This is a genomic window from Streptomyces sp. NPDC058008 (assembly GCF_042886395.1).
Taxonomy (GTDB): domain Bacteria; phylum Actinomycetota; class Actinomycetes; order Streptomycetales; family Streptomycetaceae; genus Streptomyces.
Genome location: NZ_JBHVQX010000018.1, coordinates 158666 through 176346, shown reverse-complemented (window position 1 = coordinate 176346; position 17681 = coordinate 158666). Strand labels below are relative to the sequence as shown.

General features: G+C 72.2%; 16 protein-coding genes and 1 pseudogene. 13 read left to right on the top strand and 4 right to left on the bottom strand.

The window, feature by feature from the left end; translation table 11 throughout:
- The 4 genes and pseudogenes from ACFVS9_RS20315 to ACFVS9_RS20300 all read right to left on the bottom strand — a co-directional run.
- Positions 1-315 (bottom strand): annotated as a pseudogene (locus tag ACFVS9_RS20315) (2-oxoglutarate ferredoxin oxidoreductase subunit alpha); the annotation flags it as partial.
- A 270-nt stretch (positions 316-585) separates the two neighbouring features.
- Entirely contained in the window at positions 586-1245 is a 660-nt protein-coding gene (locus ACFVS9_RS20310) for a response regulator (protein ID WP_383117094.1), read from the bottom strand.
- 212 nt (positions 1246-1457) lie between these two features.
- Positions 1458-2810 (bottom strand): sensor histidine kinase, encoded by a 1353-nt coding sequence (locus ACFVS9_RS20305; protein ID WP_389934088.1) that lies wholly within the window; start codon positions 2808-2810, stop codon positions 1458-1460.
- A gap of 682 nt (positions 2811-3492) precedes the next feature.
- Complete coding sequence (locus ACFVS9_RS20300; RefSeq protein ID WP_389934085.1) at positions 3493-4692, bottom strand: sensor histidine kinase; 1200 nt, start codon at positions 4690-4692, stop codon at positions 3493-3495.
- 204 nt (positions 4693-4896) lie between these two features.
- Here ACFVS9_RS20300 and ACFVS9_RS20295 point away from each other — a divergent pair, with 204 nt between their 5' ends.
- The 13 genes from ACFVS9_RS20295 (at position 4897) to ACFVS9_RS20235 (ending at position 17649) form a co-directional block, all read left to right on the top strand.
- Complete coding sequence (locus tag ACFVS9_RS20295) at positions 4897-5298, top strand: NADH-quinone oxidoreductase subunit A (protein WP_383117087.1); 402 nt, start codon at positions 4897-4899, stop codon at positions 5296-5298.
- A complete protein-coding gene (locus ACFVS9_RS20290) occupies positions 5289-5924 on the top strand; it encodes an NADH-quinone oxidoreductase subunit B (protein WP_383117086.1) in 636 nt (211 codons plus the stop codon). Before ACFVS9_RS20295 ends, ACFVS9_RS20290 begins: the two co-directional genes overlap by 10 nt.
- Positions 5921-7717, top strand: coding sequence for an NADH-quinone oxidoreductase subunit C (locus tag ACFVS9_RS20285; RefSeq protein WP_389934081.1), 1797 nt, complete (start codon positions 5921-5923; stop codon positions 7715-7717). Before ACFVS9_RS20290 ends, ACFVS9_RS20285 begins: the two co-directional genes overlap by 4 nt.
- On the top strand, positions 7714-8682 hold the full coding sequence (locus ACFVS9_RS20280; RefSeq protein ID WP_383117084.1) for an NADH-quinone oxidoreductase subunit H: 969 nt from the start codon (positions 7714-7716) through the stop codon (positions 8680-8682). The genes ACFVS9_RS20285 and ACFVS9_RS20280 overlap by 4 nt, the downstream gene beginning before the upstream one ends.
- Positions 8682-9293, top strand: a complete 612-nt coding sequence (locus tag ACFVS9_RS20275; RefSeq protein WP_389934077.1) for a NuoI/complex I 23 kDa subunit family protein — start codon at positions 8682-8684, stop codon at positions 9291-9293. Before ACFVS9_RS20280 ends, ACFVS9_RS20275 begins: the two co-directional genes overlap by 1 nt.
- Positions 9294-9436: 143 nt before the next feature.
- Positions 9437-10075 carry an NADH-quinone oxidoreductase subunit J gene (locus ACFVS9_RS20270; RefSeq protein ID WP_389934102.1) on the top strand — a complete coding sequence of 213 codons (639 nt, stop codon included), beginning with the start codon at positions 9437-9439 and terminating at the stop codon, positions 10073-10075.
- A complete protein-coding gene (nuoK, locus tag ACFVS9_RS20265; protein WP_383117082.1) occupies positions 10075-10488 on the top strand; it encodes an NADH-quinone oxidoreductase subunit NuoK in 414 nt (137 codons plus the stop codon). The genes ACFVS9_RS20270 and nuoK overlap by 1 nt, the downstream gene beginning before the upstream one ends.
- Positions 10485-12485, top strand: a complete 2001-nt coding sequence (locus ACFVS9_RS20260) for an NADH-quinone oxidoreductase subunit L (RefSeq protein ID WP_389934073.1) — start codon at positions 10485-10487, stop codon at positions 12483-12485. The genes nuoK and ACFVS9_RS20260 overlap by 4 nt, the downstream gene beginning before the upstream one ends.
- Before the next feature lie 27 nt (positions 12486-12512).
- Positions 12513-14063, top strand: coding sequence for a NuoM family protein (locus tag ACFVS9_RS20255; RefSeq protein WP_389934099.1), 1551 nt, complete (start codon positions 12513-12515; stop codon positions 14061-14063).
- Positions 14060-15595 (top strand): NADH-quinone oxidoreductase subunit N, encoded by a 1536-nt coding sequence (locus ACFVS9_RS20250; RefSeq protein ID WP_389934070.1) that lies wholly within the window; start codon positions 14060-14062, stop codon positions 15593-15595. Before ACFVS9_RS20255 ends, ACFVS9_RS20250 begins: the two co-directional genes overlap by 4 nt.
- A gap of 116 nt (positions 15596-15711) precedes the next feature.
- Positions 15712-16176 (top strand): large conductance mechanosensitive channel protein MscL, encoded by a 465-nt coding sequence (gene mscL, locus ACFVS9_RS20245; RefSeq protein WP_383117079.1) that lies wholly within the window; start codon positions 15712-15714, stop codon positions 16174-16176.
- 220 nt (positions 16177-16396) lie between these two features.
- A complete protein-coding gene (gene htpX / locus ACFVS9_RS20240; RefSeq protein ID WP_383117078.1) occupies positions 16397-17260 on the top strand; it encodes a zinc metalloprotease HtpX in 864 nt (287 codons plus the stop codon).
- Complete coding sequence (locus tag ACFVS9_RS20235) at positions 17257-17649, top strand: YccF domain-containing protein (RefSeq protein WP_383117077.1); 393 nt, start codon at positions 17257-17259, stop codon at positions 17647-17649. Before htpX ends, ACFVS9_RS20235 begins: the two co-directional genes overlap by 4 nt.
- The last annotated feature ends 32 nt before the right edge of the window (positions 17650-17681 follow it).

Here is a 17681-nt window from a genome sequence, read left to right as displayed (position 1 = left end):
GTCGTGGTCCGCGAAATGCAGCTGGAACGACGACACCCCCGGCAGTGTCCCGGCGGGCGCCCGGATCTCGGCCGGGAAGTTGGGCAGCGTCGACAGGTCGTTCCCGAACGACGCCGTCTCCGACGTGAACCGGTCGCCCGTCAACTGCATACCGTCACCCGAGTCACCCGCGAAACGGATGATCACCCGGTCCAGACGGCGGATTTCCTTCTCGGCGGCACCCGTACGGACAATGTGCGGGGCGCGCTGCTCCCCGACGACAGCCTCGCTGGCCTCGTCGGACTTTCCGGCTGGGCTACTGACCTGGCTGGTCACTGAACTGGACCTCCCTCGGGGCGGCGGCTCGGGACCCGCCGACCCGCCGGCGGTCCAGGCCCCACCCTACTTCTGTAAGGGTCGCCTTCCTCGGACCGGTCATATGGTGGACGCGTTTTCGACACACGAATTCGTCACGCTCTGCCATGTTTTCCGGGCCCCCTCAGTCGCTCGACGAACCCCCGCGTGCTCATCCTTTCGTCCTAGGTCCAGGGATTCGGTCGACTGCGGGTGGATCATCCAGATGATCACAGATAGATCATCGCGTTGTCATGAGTTCAGATAAGTGAGAACGGCGAGAACGCGCCGGTGATCCCCGTCACTGGGGGACAGGCCGAGTTTCAGGAAGATGTTGCTGACGTGCTTCTCCACCGCTCCGTCGCTGACCACCAGCTGCCGGGCCACGGCCGAATTCGTACGCCCCTCCGCCATGAGACCGAGGACCTCCCGCTCGCGCGGCGTGAGCCCCGCCAGCACGTCCTGCTTGCGGCTGCGGCCCAGGAGCTGCGCCACCACCTCGGGGTCCAGGGCGGTCCCGCCCTTCGCCACCCGCACCACGGCGTCCACGAACTCCCGGACCTCGGCGACCCGGTCCTTCAGCAGGTATCCCACCCCGCGGCTGCTGCCGGCCAGCAGTTCGGTGGCGTACTGCTCCTCGACGTACTGGGAGAGGACCAGCACCCCGACGTCCGGGTACTCCTTGCGCAGCCGCACCGCGGCCCGCACCCCCTCGTCGGTGTGGGTCGGAGGCATCCGTACGTCCGCGACCACCACGTCGGGCAGCGCGCCCTGCCCCGCCAGGTCGTTCACCGTCTTGATCAGCGCCTCGGCGTCCCCGACCCCCGCGACGACGTCGTGCCCGAGATCGGTCAGCAGCCGGGTGAGTCCCTCCCGGAGCAGCACCGAGTCCTCGGCGATGACGACCCGCACTCTTTCCTCCACGGCCTTGTGTCCCCCACTTCCGGTGTTGCTTCGGTACGCCGCCCTGCGCGGCCGCTCCGTGCGTCCAGCATCCCAGGACCGGCGCCCGGATGGGGCCCGCACCAGCGGTTCCGTCGGCACCGGACGCACCGCGGTGCCCCGGCCGCCGCGAGGGCGGCCGGGGCACCCGCGGGCTCCGGTCCGAGTTCGGAGGCGAGGCCTCAGCCGCGCCAGGGCAGTTCGGCGGTGACCGTCGTCGGGCCGCCCGTGGGGGAGTCGACCACGAGGACGCCGTCCACCGCGTCCAGCCGCTCCGTCAGCCCGGCCAGCCCGCTGCCCGTCGTGATCCCGGCGCCGCCGCGCCCGTCGTCGGTGACCTGGACCATCAGCCGGTCCGCCGCCCGCCAGACGTCGACCGAGGCACGGGTGGCCCGGGCGTGCTTGCTGACGTTCTGGAGCAGTTCGGAGACGGTGAAGTAGGCGATGCCCTCGATGGCCTGCGCGGGCCGCGACTCCAGGTCCACCACCACCTTCACGGGGACGGTGCAGCGGGAGGCGATGGCGGAGAGTGCGGCGTCGAGGCCGCGGTCGGTGAGGACGGCGGGGTGGATGCCGCGGGCGAGGTCGCGGAGTTCCTGGAGGGCGACCTTGACCTCGCCGTGTGCTTCGTCGACCATGCGGGCGGCGGCCTCGGGGTCGTCGGTGAGTTTCTCCTTGGCCAGCCCCAGATCCATGGCGAGGGCGACGAGGCGGGCCTGTGCGCCGTCGTGGAGGTCGCGTTCGATGCGGCGGAGGTCGGCGGCGGCGGTGTCCACGACCACACCCCGGTCCGACTCCAGCTCGGAGACCCTGGTCGCCAGCCGGGAGGGGCCGAGCAGGCCCAGGACCATCACCCGGTCCACGGACACCAGGGCGCGGACGATCCACGGCGTGACCAGGACGAGGGCCAGCCCCGACGCGCTGGTGACCGCCATCTCGAAGGAGGAGTCGAGGTAGACCGCGTGCGTGCTGTCGCCGTAGAGCTGGATGCCGTCGACACCCACGTACGCCGGGAAGACCCAGCGCCACAGCGGATAGGTGAACGCGGCCCAGCCGTACGTCCAGAACACCGTCGTCACGGTGAACGCGAACACCGCCCACGGCATGTGCAGCACCGCGTAGAGGAGGTGCCGCCAGGACACCCCGCTCTTCAGCACCGCGCCGACCCAGGACATCAGGCCGCCCTCACCGCGCACCGGCGCGGGATCGGCGACGTCCAGCCCCAGCAGCCCGCGCGCCCGGCCCCGCTCCATGGCACCGAAGCCCCGGCACATCACGAGGCCGGCGGCGAGCACCGGAATGCCGAGGAAGGTGATCAGCAGGCCCAGGCCCAGCGACACCATCGTCACCGCGCAGCTGAAGAGCACCACACTGACGGGCAGGCTCAGGAGCACATAGGCCAGCTCGCGCCACGTACGCGCCTCGAAGGGCGCGCGCACCACCGCGGGGAGGAAATGCTTCGCCGGAGGGTGACCCTCCGGCCCGGGGCCGGTCCTGTACGGGTCCCGCGCGTCCGGTCGGTATGCCGTGGCCATCAGTGACGTCCGTCCGTTTCTTCTGAGCGGGAACTCCCCGCGGGCCGATACAACGGCTGATGTCCCCAGACTGCTGTGCCGCGGGCCCCGGCGCCATGAGGGCGGTCTCCGTATCCAGCAGGGGGTTTACCCCACCATCGGGGGATGGGGGACCGGGTGGAGCCGAGGCGGGGTGCACCGGCCGGGTGGGGCGCGGCGGGGTGCCGGCCGGGGCGTGCGCCGGGGCCCCGGGTGTCCGGGTCGTCGGTGCGACCGGGTGGCAGCAGGCCCGGGGAAGTCCCGCCGTCCGGCGGCTGGGCGCTGTCGTGCGCCGGCACCCCTTGTCGCCCGGTGGTCACCGGGGGCCTGGGGGCCTGGGGGCCTGGGGGGCTGGGCGGGCGGGGCGCACCCCGGGGTGTCCGGTGGGCGGGGCGTACCCGGGGGATCCGTGGCTCGTCTGGCGGTCACCCTGTGCCTGGCGGCCTGGCGGCCTGGCGGCCTGGCGGCCTGTGGAGCTGGGTGGGCAAGGTGTGCCCCGGGGTGTCCGGTGGGCGCGGCGTACCCCGGGGTGCCCGGTGGGCAAGGCGTACTCCGGGGTGTCCGGTGCGGTGCGGCGCGGCGTATACCCGGGGCGTCCGGTGGGAAAGGTGTGTCCAGGGCGTCCCGCGAGCGCGGCGGACACCGGGCCGGTGGTGCCCGGCGGTCACGGCATGGCGGCCCGCTCGGTCCCGGAGGCCGCGCGGTCACGCCAGGGCAGTTCGGCGGTGACCGTGGTGGGGCCGCCCTCGGGGGAGTCCAGGAGGAAGAGCCCGTCGACCGCCCCCAGCCGTTCCGCCAGCCCCGCCATCCCCGTACCGCCGTCGAGCCGGGCGCCGCCGCGCCCGTCGTCCCTGACCTGGAGCATCAGCCGGTCCCCCGACCGCCAGACGTCGACGGACGCCGCGGTGGCGCGGCTGTGCTTGCTGACGTTCTGGAGCAGTTCGGAGACCGTGAAGTACGCGATGCCCTCGATCGCCTCGGCCGGCCTGCCGGGCAGGTGCACGGACACGGTCACGGGGACGGTGCAGCGGGAGGCGATGGCGGAGAGTGCGGCGTCGAGGCCGCGGTCGGTGAGGACGGCGGGGTGGATGCCGCGGGCGAGGTCGCGGAGTTCCTGGAGGGCGACCTTGACCTCGCCGTGTGCTTCGTCGACCATGCGGGCGGCGGCCTCGGGGTCGTCGGTGAGTTTCTCCTTGGCCAGCCCCAGTCCCATGGCGAGGGCGACGAGGCGGGCCTGTGCGCCGTCGTGGAGATCGCGTTCGATGCGGCGGAGGTCGGCGGCGGCCGTGTCCACGACCACACCCCGGTCCGACTCCAGCTCCGCGATCCTGCGCTCCAGTTCGTCGGACGGCGAGAGCAGCGCCCGTACCATCGCCCGGTCCGCGTTGGTCAGGGCGCGCGCGACGTACGGGAGTACCGGCCAGAGCACGAACAGGCCCACCAGCGTCACGGCGAACGTCGCCACGCCCCACGGCAGCCTGATGAACGAGTACAGCAATGTCCGCCAGCCCACCGGGTCCTTCAGCCCCGACCACAGCCAGGTGAAGAAGCCCTGGCCGCGACGGCTAGCCGTCATCGGGCTCGGTTCCTCGATCCGTACCCCGAGCATCCCCCGGGCCCTGCCGCGCTCGACACGGCCGAGGCCGCGCGCGCCCTGCAGTCCCAGCGCCAGCAGCGGGAGGCCGACCACCGTGACGGAGAGCCCGGCACCCACACCGATCAGGAACACGGTGTACACGAACCCGGCCAAGGCCATCGGCAGATTGGCCAGGAGATACGCGATCTCCTTCCATGTCCACCGGTCGAAGGCGAAGCGCGCGGGGGGCGGCCGGTCGTTGTCCGGCACGGAGGGGCTCATGGTCATACGACCAGCGTGCCGGGCCCGGAGCGCCCGCGCCATGGGGTTCGTGGGTGGCGCCCGGTGGGGATAACCCCACCGTCCGTCCCGCCCCTCCCGCCGCCTCCGGCCCCGCACGTTGTCCGACGGGGCTGCTTACCGTCTCTTTAACAGGGCCTAGACTCCCGTGCGTACAGACCGTCGAACAGGTTGAGGGAGCGAGGGGCGGACGTGGCGGACGTGCCGGGACCGACCGTTCTCGCGTCGGACTACTTCCAGAGCTACTCAGTGGTCGGGCTGCTCGCCCTGGTGGGCGTGGTGTTCGTCGCCGTCGCCTTCGGGGCCGGCCGGCTGCTGAGGCCGGTGGTCCCGACGCCGGAGAAACTCCTCACGTACGAGTGCGGGGTCGATCCCGTGGGGGAGGGCTGGGCCCACACCCAGGTTCGCTATTACGTGTACGCCTTCCTGTACGTCGTCTTCGCCGTCGACTCGATCTTCCTGTTCCCGTGGGCGACGGTGTTCGCGGCGCCCGGGTACGGGGCGACGACGCTGGTGGAGATGTTCATCTTCCTCGGTTTCCTGGCCGTGGGACTGCTCTACGCATGGAAGAAGGGCGTCCTCACATGGGCGTGACGAGCCGGCCGAATCCCGAACCCCCCGTGTCGCTGCCCGACCCGACGCCGCTGCCCGGGGCGAAGAAGCTCGGCGTGCTGTCCCGGCTCGCGCCGGAGCCGATGAAGGTGGTCCTCAACTGGGGCCGCCGCTACAGCCTCTGGGTCTTCAACTTCGGACTCGCCTGCTGCGCCATCGAATTCATCGCCGCGTCCATGGCACGGCACGACTTCATCCGGCTCGGCGTCATCCCCTTCGCCCCCGGCCCCCGCCAGGCGGACCTGATGGTCGTGTCCGGCACCGTGACGGACAAGATGGCCCCGGCGGTGAAGCGGCTCTACGAGCAGATGCCCGAGCCGAAGTACGTCATCTCCTTCGGAGCCTGCTCCAACTGCGGCGGGCCGTACTGGGATTCGTACTCCGTAACGAAGGGGGTCGACCAGATCATCCCCGTCGACGTCTACGTCCCCGGCTGCCCGCCCCGGCCCGAGGCGCTCCTCCAGGGCATCCTCAAGCTCCAGGAGAAGATCGCCCGCGAATCGCTGGCGGAGCGGTACACCACGCAGGACACTGCCCGCCCGTCGGCCGCTGCCCTGCGCAGCGGCCTCGTCCAGGCCCCGAAGGCGCCGGGGGAGGAGCGGAAGTGACCGCCCCGGACACCGCCCCGGACGCCTACGACCGACTGCCCGACGCGGTCACCGACGTCTTCGGCCCTGACGCCACCGCCGCCTTCGCGTACGACCTGCTGACCGTCGACGTGCCCGCCGCCTCCTGGACCGCCGCCCTCGAAACGGCCCGCGACGACCTGGGCTGCACCTATTTCGACTGGCTGAGCGCCGTCGACGAACCGGGCACCGGCTTCCGCGTCTGCGCCCATGTCGCGGCCCTCGGCGAGGGCACCGTCCGGCGCCTGCTGGTCCGTACGACCGTCCCGCACGACGCTGCCGCGCTCCCCACCGCCATCGGCGTCTACGCGGGCGCCGAGTGGCACGAGCGCGAGACGCACGAAATGTTCGGCATCGACTTCGAGGACCACCCGCATCTGGTCCCCCTGCTGCTGCCCGAGAGCTTCGAGGGCCACCCGCTGCGCAAGGACTTCGTCCTGGCGGCCCGGGTCGCCAAGGCGTGGCCGGGGGCGAAGGAGCCGGGCGAATCCGAGCACGGCGGGCCCAAGCGGCGCACGATGCTGCCTCCCGGTGTGCCCGATCCCAACGAATGGGGCCCTCTCAAGGGCCAGCTCCCGCCCGCCCCGGCCCGGCCCGCCCGGGGGGCGCGCGCGGCGGGTGCGGCGGGCGACCGCCCGGTGCGCCGGGCGCGCAGCGCGAGCGAGGGCTCGGCCGCGCAGCGGTCTGCCGCGTCCCCGGAGGCCACCGGCGCTCCGGACGCCGCGGAGACCCCGCGAACGGCTCCGCCACGCCGCAGCCGCAGCGCCTCCCAGGGCTCGGCGAGCCAGACCACCGGCCCGGCACCGACCCCTGCGGCGCCCACCCCCGAGGGGGGTACGCCGGAGCCCGGTGCGACACCGGGCGGCGGTGCGGCGCGCGGGAAGGGCGCTGCGGGCAGCGCGGACGCGCCCTGGCACGACGCACGCCCCGCCTTCGACGACACTCCGGGGCGGGCAGCACCGGAGGGGACCGGGCCGGGACGGACTTCGCCGGAGGAGCCGTCACGGGCGGCTGAGTCGGCACCGAGGTCCGAGCCGTCACGGGCGGCTGAGTCGGCACCGAGGTCCGAGCCGTCGCCGGTTGCCGGGTCGGCACCGGCGTCCGAGCCGACGAAGGCGGTTGAGCCCGAGTCGGTGACCGTGTCCGGGGAGCCGGTCGAGGCTCGGCGGCCGGCCGAGCCTGAGCCGTCGGTGGAGCCGGAGCAGCGGGCCGGGGCCGAGCGGTCAGAGGATCCCGCCCCGGAACCGGAGCCGTCCGCCCCGGCGTCCGCGCCCGAACCGACGAAGGCGCCGGAGCCCGGCCCGTCCGACGCGTCCCCGCGAGGTGACGGCGCCCCTGCCCAGGACGGCGCCCCTGCCCAGGACGGCGCCCCTGCCCAGGAGTCCGGCCTGGACTCCGGCCTGGACTCCGGCCTTTCCCCTGAAGCCGGGGCCGGACCGGAGTCTGACAGCGAACCCGATACCGGGCCCGCACCTGACGCCGGGGCCGAGCCCGCCCCTCATAACCAGGCGGAGCCCGCACGCGACACCGAGCCCGCGCCCGACAACCAGGCGGAGCCCGCACCTGACACCGGGGCCGCCCCCGAGCCGGTCACCGCCCCCGGGGCCGAGGCCGAGCCCGAATCCGGGCCCGCCCCCGGGGCCGAACCCGAACCCAAGGCCGAACCCGACGCAGGGCCCGCCTCCGACGCCGGGCCCCGGCCCGAGCCCCACCCCCCGTCCCGACCCGACCGTTCCGCCGGTCCCGACCGTCCCGCCGGAGGCGATACCGCGTGAACGACGTACTCGACGTCGCCCTCCGCCTCGTCATCGTCTTCGCCGTGTTCATGGTGCTGCCCCTCGTCGTGGGGCAGGCCGAGCACAAGGTGATGGCCCACATGCAGGGCCGCCTGGGCCCCATGTACGCGGGCGGGTTCCACGGCTGGGCCCAGCTCGTCGCGGACGGGGTGAAGTTCGCGCAGAAGGAGGACGTCGTACCGGCCGAGGCCGATCGCCGTATCTTCCAGATGGCCCCCGCCGTCGCCCTGCTCCCGTACCTCCTGGTGATCGTCGCCATCCCGATCGGCCCCGGCGAGGGGGCGGTCGGCCAGGTCGTCGACGCGGGCATCTTCTTCGTGCTGGCCGTGATGGGCGTCGGCGTGCTCGGCTCGCTGATGGCGGGCTGGGCCTCGGCCAACAAGTTCTCCCTCCTCGGCGGGCTCCGCACCGCCGCGCAGCTCCTCGCCTACGAACTGCCGATGCTGCTCGCCGCCGCCTCCGTGGCCATGGCGGCCGGCACCGTCTCGCTCCCCGGCATCCTCGACGCCTTCGAGTGGTGGTGGCTGCCCTGGCAGATCGTGGGAGCCCTCGTCTTCTTCGTGGCCGGGCTGGCCGAACTCCAGCGCCCGCCCTTCGACATGCCGGTCGCCGACTCCGAGATCATCTTCGGCGCGTACACCGAGTACACGGGCCTCCGCTTCGCCCTGTTCCTGCTCGCCGAGTACGCGGGCATCGTCGTCCTGTGCGCCCTGACCACCGTCCTCTTCCTCGGCGGCTGGCACGGGCCGTTCGGTGCCGACGGGCTGGGCTGGGTCTGGACCCTGCTCAAGACCGGCGTCCTCGCCTTCGTCGTCATCTGGCTCCGGGTCACCTACCCCCGGCTGCGTGAGGACCAGTTGCAGAAGCTCGCCTGGACCACGCTCATCCCCCTCGCCCTCGCGCAGATCGCGCTCACCGGCATCGTGAAGGTGGCGATCCACTAGTGCCCCCGATCCCCGGTTCAGGCCTGGCCAAGGGCCTCGCCGTGACCCTGCGGACCATGACGAAGCGCACGGTCACCGCGCAGTACCCGGACGTCCAGCCCGAACTGCCGCCCCGTACGCGGGGCGTCATCGGGCTGTTCGAGGAGAACTGCACGGTCTGCATGCTCTGCGCCCGCGAATGCCCCGACTGGTGCATCTACATCGACTCCCACAAGGAGACGGTGCCTCCCGCCGCCCCCGGCGGCCGTGAGCGCAGCCGCAATGTCCTGGACCGCTTCGCGATCGACTTCGCCCTGTGCATGTACTGCGGTATCTGCATCGAGGTGTGTCCCTTCGACGCGCTGTTCTGGTCGCCCGAGTTCGAGTACGCGGAGACGGACATCCACGAGCTGACCCACGAGCGCGACAAGCTCCGCGAGTGGATGTGGACCGTTCCCGAGCCGCCCGCGCTCGACCCGGGAGCCGAGGAGCCCAAGGAGATCGCCGCCGCCCGCAAGACGGCGGACAAGCTCCGGGCCCAGGAGGACAAGGCGGCGCAGGAAGCCCGCGAGGCGCAGGACTCCCAGGACGCGCACCCGGACCGCGCGGCGGGACGGGAGGGTCAGGAGTGATCCCCGCAGCCACCGCCGGTCTTCTCGCGGCCACCGTCGGCCACGCCGGCCACCCCGGTCTTCTCTCTCCCACCTCCGGCCACCCCGGTCTCCTCACGGCCACCTCCGGCCACCCCGGCTTCCTCTCGCCCACCGGCGTCGAGATCGCCTTCCTGCTGGTCGGGATCGTCACCTTCGGCGCGGCACTCATCACCGTCACCACCAGGCAGCTCGTGCACGCCGCCCTCTGGCTCGTCGTGGCACTCGGCGGCATAGCGGTCGAGTACCTCCTGCTCACGGCCGAGTTCATCGCATGGGTGCAGGTCCTGATCTACGTCGGTTCCGTCGTGGTCCTCCTCCTCTTCGGGCTGATGCTCACCAGAGCCCCCATCGGCCGGTCCCCGGACGCCGACTCGGGCAACCGGTGGATCGCCCTCGCCGTCTCGATCGCCGCCGCAGGCACCCTCGTCTGGGTCGTCGTGGACGCCTTCCGCGCCACCTGGATCGATCTCGACGGACCCGCACAGGGCTCCACCAAGGCCTCCGGCGAGTTCCTCTTCCGGCACTGGGTGCTCCCCTTCGAAGCGCTCTCCGTCCTGCTCCTCGCCGCCCTCGTGGGAGCGATCGTCCTCTCCCGCAAGCACCGCCAGGACCAGGAGGGCCCGCGGACCGGCCGGAGCACCCCGGCCGGCAGTGCCCCGCGGGGCGCCGGAGGAACGCGGGACGGCCGGAGCACGCAGGACGGCCCGGGCACCCGGGGCCGCGCGGAGCGACCGGCTCCCGACCGGGAGGACCAGAGCTGATGCACCTCGCCTATCCCGCCGTCCTCGCCGCCCTCATCTTCTGCACCGGGCTGTACGGGGTACTCGCCCGCCGCAACGCGATCCTCGTCCTGATGTCCGTCGAGCTGATGCTCAACGCCGTCAACCTCAACCTCGTCGCCTTCGACGTCTGGCTCCGCGACGCCGTCCACGCGGGGCAGGCCCTCACCCTCTTCACGATCGCCATCGCGGCGGCCGAGATCGGCATCGGCCTCGCCATCGTCCTGGCCGTCCACCGCAACCGCGGCAGCGCGGACGTCGACCGCCTCCGCGACACCGCGGAGACCGACGACGCCGAGACGCTCCCCGATGACGCCGACGCCGACGGGGACACCACCGCAGACCAGGCCACTGCTCCGGCAGGGAAGGCAAAGAAGGCAGAGGCCACCGCGTGACCACCACGACCCTCGCCGTCCTCGTCCCCCTCCTCCCCTTCCTGGGGGCCGCCGCAGGACTGCTCCTGGGCCGGAGCGCTCCCGGCTTCGTACGCCCCCTGGCCGTCCTGCCGACCCTCGCCGCCGCCGTCCTCGCCGTCGTCGTCGCCGCCCGCCAGGGCGGCGGCCGGGCCATCGACGCCGCGACCCAGCTGACCCCCACCGGTTCCGTCCCGATCGACCTGGCCCTGCACCTGGACGGCTTCGCCGTCCTCGTCGCCGTCCTCGTCGGACTCGTCGCCACCTGCGTGCAGATCTACTCGACGGCGTACCTCAAGGACGACGCCCGCTACCCGTCGTACGCGGCCCTCGTCTCCCTCTTCACCTCCGCGATGCTGCTCGTCGTCTACTCCGGCGACCTCATGGTGCTCCTGGTCGGCTGGGAGATCATGGGCATCTGCTCGTACTTCCTCGTCGGCCACTACTGGGAGACCTCCGAAGCACGCGCGGCCTCCCTGAAGGCCTTCCTCGTCACCAAGCTCGGCGACGTGCCCTTCCTCATCGGCCTGTTCGCGCTCGCCGCGGACACCGGCACGTTCCGTATCACCGGCATCCTGGCCGCCGTCGGCAACGGCGGCCTCGACCACCCCACCCTCATCGCCCTGCTGCTCCTCGCAGGCGTCGCGGGCAAGTCCGCGCAGTTCCCGCTGCACACATGGCTGCCCGACGCGATGGCCGGCCCCACCCCCGTCTCCGCGCTCATCCACGCCGCGACGATGGTCGCCGCCGGCATCTACTTCGTGGCCCGGCTCCTCCCCGTCTTCGCCGCGTCCGGTGCCGCCCTGGTCGTCCTCGCCGTGATGGCGGCCGTCACGATGATCGGCTCCGGACTCGCCGCCCTCGCCCAGGACGACATCAAACGCGTCCTCGCCTACTCGACCATCGGCCAGCTCGGTTACATGTCCGGCGCCCTGGCCGTCGGCGACCGCGGCGCCGCCGTCTTCCACCTCATCTCGCACGGTGCGTTCAAGGCCGTCCTCTTCCTCGCCGCGGGCGTCGTCATCCACGCGGCGGGCACCAACTCACTCGCCGCCATGTCCCGCATGGGCGGGCTCGCGAAGCGCGTTCCCGACGCCTACTGGACCATGACCGTCGCCCTCCTCGCGCTGGCCGCCATCCCCCCGTTCGCCGGCTTCTTCTCCAAGGAAGCCGTCCTCGTCGCCGCCGAGCACACCGCCTTCGGCGACCGCGACATCGCCCCGGCGGCGGCCGGCTGGACCGTCCTCGTCGCCGGACTCGTCGCCGCGGTCCTCACCGCCGCCTACGCCACCCGGCTGTGGCTCCTGACCTTCCGCGGACGCGGCCCCGAGACCGCCGACCACGGCAGGCAGCCCGTCGCGATGACCTCCGTCCTCTGGGTCCTCGCCGTCCCCACGATCGCCTTCGGCCTCACCACCGGAGTCATCACCGACTGGTTCGACGGACACAGCCTCAGCCCCTCCCTCACGACCGCCGTCCTCTCCACCGGTGTCGGCCTCGTCGGCGGGCTCGTCACCTACGGGACCTGGCGCCACACCACGGCCCTCGCCGACCGGCCCCCGGTCGGCGCGGTCGCCGCCCACCCCGACGCGGAACCCGCCCTCGTGGAGGCCGAGGCGATGGCCTCGCACACCGCGGCGTACGGCACCATCGCGGACGCCCCCGACCCGTCGGACCCCGGCAGGCTCCTGCTGGGCCCGCTGCACCGCCACGCGGTCACCGGCTTCCACCTCGACGCCCTGTACACGGCGCTGTTCGTCCGCCCCACCGAGGCCGCCGCGCGGCTCGTCCGCTTCCTGGACCGTGAGGTCGTCGACACCTACGTACGCGGCGCGGGCGGAATCGCCCGCGGACTCGGCACCCTGATCCGCCGCGCCCAGACCGGCAACGTGCAGACCTACCTCGGCGCACTGCTCGCCGGAACCCTCGTCCTGGCGATCGCCGCCGTCGTCCTTGCCAACGTCTACGCCGGGGCGTGAGCCGTGTTCGATATCAGCGCATCCGTGATGCAGTTCCTTCTGGCGTTCATCGTCGTCGCCCCGCTCCTCGGCGCGGCCGCCGCGCTCCTGCCCGCCCCTCCCGGGCTCAAGGGCAGGAACCCCGACCAGGCCGTGCTCCGCCACGGCGTGACCGTCACCGGCGCCGTCCTCCTCGCCGCGCTCGTCCTCGCCGCGGGATTCGACCACGGCCACCCGTCGAGGATGCAGGCCACCACGGACATCAGCTGGATCCCGGCACTGGACGTCCGGATCCACCTCGGTACCGACGGCATCTCGCTCCCCCTTCTCGTGCTGACCGCGCTGCTGACCTTCCTCTGCGCGCTCCACAGCTACTTCAAGCCCCCCGCGGGCCCCTCCCCGAAGGCCTTCGTCGCTCTCGTCCTCCTCCTCGAGTCCGGCACCCTCGCGACCTTCGCCGTCCTCGACCTGCTGCTGTTCTTCCTGGCCTTCGAGATGGTCCTCATCCCGATGTACTTCCTGATCGCCCGCTGGGGCGGCGACCGGAAGCAGCCCGCAGCCTGGAAGTTCATCCTGTACACGCTGCTCGGCTCCGTGATCATGCTGCTCGGGCTGCTCGTCATCGGGCTGAACGGCGGCACCTTCGACATGGTGGCACTCGCCACTGACAACGGCCGCGGCCTCACCACATCGGTGCAGGTCATCGCCGTACTGGCCGTCGGGATCGGCCTCGCGGTGAAGACCCCGATGTGGCCCCTGCACAGCTGGCTGCCCGACGCCCACACGGCGGCCCCGACCGTCGGCTCCGTCCTCCTCGCCGGCGTCCTGCTGAAGATGGGTACGTACGGGTTCGTCCGCATCCTGCTGCCCGCCACCCCCGACGGGATGCAGACCTTCGCGCCCTACCTCGCCGCGTTCGCCGTCGTCGGGATCGTCTACGGCTCCCTCGCCTGCCTCGCCCTCGTCCGCCCCGGCGCCAAGGGCGACCTGAAGCGCCTGATCGCGTACTCCTCCGTGGGCCACATGGGCTTCGTGCTCCTCGGCATCGCCACCATGACCCCCACCGGAGTCAACGGCGCGCTCTTCGCGAACATCGCCCACGGCCTCATCACCGGCCTGCTGTTCTTCCTGGTCGGAGCCATCAAGGACCGCTACGGCACGGCCGACCTGGACACCCTGTCCGGGGCCACGGGGGCCGCCCTCTACGGCGCCGCCCCCCGGCTCGGAGGCCTCCTCGCCTTCGCGGCCGTCGCCTCGCTCGGACTGCCCGGCCTCGCCGGATTCTGGGGCGAGATGCTCACGCTGTTCGGCGCCTTCGACCCCGCCGAAGGGCTCAGCCGCCCCGCCTTCCTCACCTTCATGTCCATCGGCGCCCTCGGCACCCTGCTCACGGCCGCGTACATGCTCCTCGTCGTACGCCGCGTCTGCATGGGCGAACCCCGTGAGCAGCCGCACCCGGTCGCCGACATCCAGCGCCACGAGTTCGCCGCCTGGACGCCGCTCGCCGCCCTGACCGTCCTCGCCGGCCTCTGGCCCGCCGTCCTCCTCGGCCTCACCGACCCGGCCGTGCAGAAGCTCCTCGCAGGAGGCAAGTCGTGACCGTGGCAGCCGACAGCGCAACCGGGGCGGCGAGCCTCGTCCAGTCCGTCGACTGGCTCGCGATCGCACCCCCCGTCATCACGGCGGCCGTGGCCCTGCTCGTCCTCGTGGCCGACCTCTTCGTCGCCGAGCGGCACAAGCCGCTCCTCGGCTACGGGGCCGTCGCCGGGCTCGTGGCCGCCCTCGCGCCCCTCCTCCCGCTGCGCGCAGGGGACCGCTCCACCTTCTGCCTCACCGACGGGTCCCACGCCTGCAGCTACACCGCCGACCACTTCGCGCTCGTCATCCAGGCCCTCGTGCTCGGCGGAGCCCTGCTCACCGCGCTGCTCTCCCTCGGCGACACCCGCAAGCTCCCCGCGGGCGAGTTCTGGTTCCTGCTGCTGTCCTCCGCCGCGGGGGCCACCCTGCTGCCCGCCGCCCGGGACCTCGCCACCCTCGTCGTCGCCCTCGAAGTCGCCTCGCTGCCCGCGTTCGCCCTCGTCGGCATCAAACGCGGAGACCGCCGCTCCTCCGAGGCGGCCCTGAAGTTCTTCCTCTCGTCCGTGGTCGCCACCGCCGTCATGCTCCTCGGCGTCAGCTTCGTCTACGCGGCCACCGGCACCATGCACCTCACCGAGATCGCCGCCCGCCTCGACGACGTCCCCGGCCCCCTCACCACCCTCGCCCGGGCCGGCGTCGTCCTCACCCTCGTCGGCTTCGCCTTCAAGACGGCCGCGGCACCGTTCCACTTCTGGGTCCCCGACACCTACGTCGGAGCCCCCCTGCCCATCGCCGCCTACCTCTCGGTCGTCGGCAAGGCGGTCGGCTTCTCCGGCCTCGTCCTCGTCACCGTGATCGGCTTCCCCTCGTACGCCGACGTCTGGGGCCCCGCGCTGGCCTTCCTCGCCGCGCTCACCATGACCGTCGGCAACCTCGCCGCACTCCGGCAGACCGCCACCCGCGCCCGCAGCGCCGTACGCCTCCTGGCCTGGTCGTCCGTCGGCCAGGCCGGCTACCTCCTGGTCCCGATCGCCGCCGCCGCGTACTCCAGCGACGAGCAGATCGGCTCCACCGTCGCCTACGCCCTGATGTACGCCGTGGTGAACCTCGGGGCCTTCGCGGTCGCCGCCCTCGTCGCCCGCACCCACCCCGGCAACCGCCTCGGCGACTACCGCGGCCTGTACGCCACCCGCCCCCTGGCCGCCCTCGCCCTGGGCTTCTTCCTGCTCTGCCTGGCGGGCCTGCCCCCCGGCATCATCGGCCTGTTCGCCAAGGTCACCGTCTTCTCGGCGGCGGTCGACGCCGGACTCGGCTGGCTCGCCGTCGTGATGGCCGTCAACGTCGTGATCGCGCTCTACTACTACCTTCGGTGGACCGCCGCGCTCTTCCGGGCACCGGAGCCGGACAGCGCAGCCGAGGCGGCGCCCCCGGCACCCGCGCACCGCGTCCCCGCCCCGCTCACCGTGGCGATCGCCCTCACCGCAGTAGCCGGAATCACACTGTCCGGTGCCCCCCAGCTCATCCTCCGCTTCGCGGCCGTCAGCCTCTTCTGACGCCCACCGACCGGCTTGCCCGTGGAGCCACGCACAGGGCATGGTCATGCGTGCACGCGTCACGCAACGAAGCGCGCAGGACGAGCACGCAAGAAGAGCACAGAGGAGCCAGAGCGGTGCTGAACGGGTTCAAGGACTTCATCCTCCGCGGGAACGTCATCTCGATGGCCATCGGCCTCGCCGTCGGAGCGGCCTTCACCGCCGTGGTCACCGGCTTCAGCAACGCGTTCATCGTGCCGCTGATCGGCCTCTTCACCCGCGGAACCGGGGACTTCAGCAAGGCCACCTTCACCGTCGACGGCGCGATCTTCCCCTACGGCCTCTTCATCAGCGCCGCCATCGCCTTCCTCATCACCGCCGCCGTCCTCTACTTCCTGGTCGTCGTGCCCATGGCCAAGGTCCAGAACCGCTTCACCGCCAAGGCGGAGGAGGAGAAGGCGGACATCAAGGCCGCGCTCCGCGACTGCCCCCGCTGCTTCACCGAGATCCCCGCCGTCGCCACCCGCTGCGCCCACTGCACCAGCGACGTCGAACCCGACGCGGAAGCCCGCGCGCTCGCCGGGCTCCCCGCCCAGCGCTGACCCGCTGCCGCGGGCCGTCACCGGCCCGGGCGCGGCAGGCCACCCGTACGGCCCAGGGGCGGATCCGACCGGATCCGCCCCTTCTGCCTGTGCCCGTGGCCACCTCGCACAAGGGAACTAGCTCCCTTCGCCTCGCGTTGACCAGTACGGGAGGCTCCACTGGAAAGTGGAGCACCACCGAGCAAGGGTTCCCCTGCTGCACCACTTAGGAGGGCGTACCGTGCACCGCCGGCACAACGGGCTGAGAACCGCTGTACTCCTCGGGGGCCTCTCGGCCCTCATCCTCGTCATCGGCAGCTTCTTCGGACGGACCGGCCTGATCGTGGCCCTCCTCGTCGCGCTCGCCACCAACGCCTACGCGTACTGGAACAGCGACAAGCTCGCCCTGCGCGCGATGAGGGCACGCCCGGTCAGCGAATTCGAGGCGCCGCAGCTCTACCGCACCGTCCGCGAGCTCTCCACCGCCGCGCGCCAGCCCATGCCCCGGCTCTACATCTCTCCGACCCAGGCCCCCAACGCCTTCGCCACCGGCCGCAACCCGCGCAACGCCGCCGTGTGCTGCACCGAGGGGATCCTCCAGATCCTGGACGAGCGGGAGCTGCGCGGCGTCCTGGGCCACGAGCTGAGCCATGTCTACAACCGCGACATCCTCATCTCGTCCGTCGCGGGCGCCCTCGCCTCGGTCGTCATGTTCCTGGTCAACTTCGCGTGGCTCATCCCCGTCGGCCGGTCCGACGACGACGAGGGCCCGGGCATCCTCGGGATGCTCCTGATCATGATCCTGGGCCCGCTCGCCGCCTCCGTGATCCAGCTCGCCGTGAGCCGCTCCCGCGAGTACCAGGCCGACGCGTCCGGGGCCCAGCTCACCGGCGACCCGCTCGCCCTGGCGTCCGCCCTGCGCAAGCTCGACGCCGGCACCAGACAGCTTCCGCTCCCACCCGAACCCCGGATCGAGACCGCGAGCCACATGATGATCGCGAACCCGTTCCGTCCCGGTCAGGGCATGTCCAAGATGTTCTCCACCCACCCGCCCATGGCCGAACGCATCTCCCGACTCGAGCAGATGGCAGGGTATCGACCGTGAAGACAATCCTGAACGTCATATGGCTGATCCTGTGCGGACTCTGGATGTTCCTCGGCTACATCGCCGCAGGGCTCCTGCTCTGCATCACGATCATCGGCATCCCCTTCGGCGTGGCCGCGTTCCGCATCGGCGTCTACGCCCTCTGGCCCTTCGGCTACACCGTCGTCGACCGCCACGACGCCGGAGGGGCCTCGCTCATCGGCAACGTCCTCTGGGTGATCCTGGCCGGCTGGTGGCTCGCGCTCGGCCACATCCTCACCGGCATCGCCCTGTGCGTCACGATCATCGGCATCCCGCTGGGCATCGCGAACTTCAAGCTCATCCCGGTCTCGCTGATGCCCTTCGGCAAGGAGATCGTCCGCACGGACCAGCCGTTCGCGACCCGCTAGCCGGGCGGCCCGGCCGGCAACCGTACCCGTCC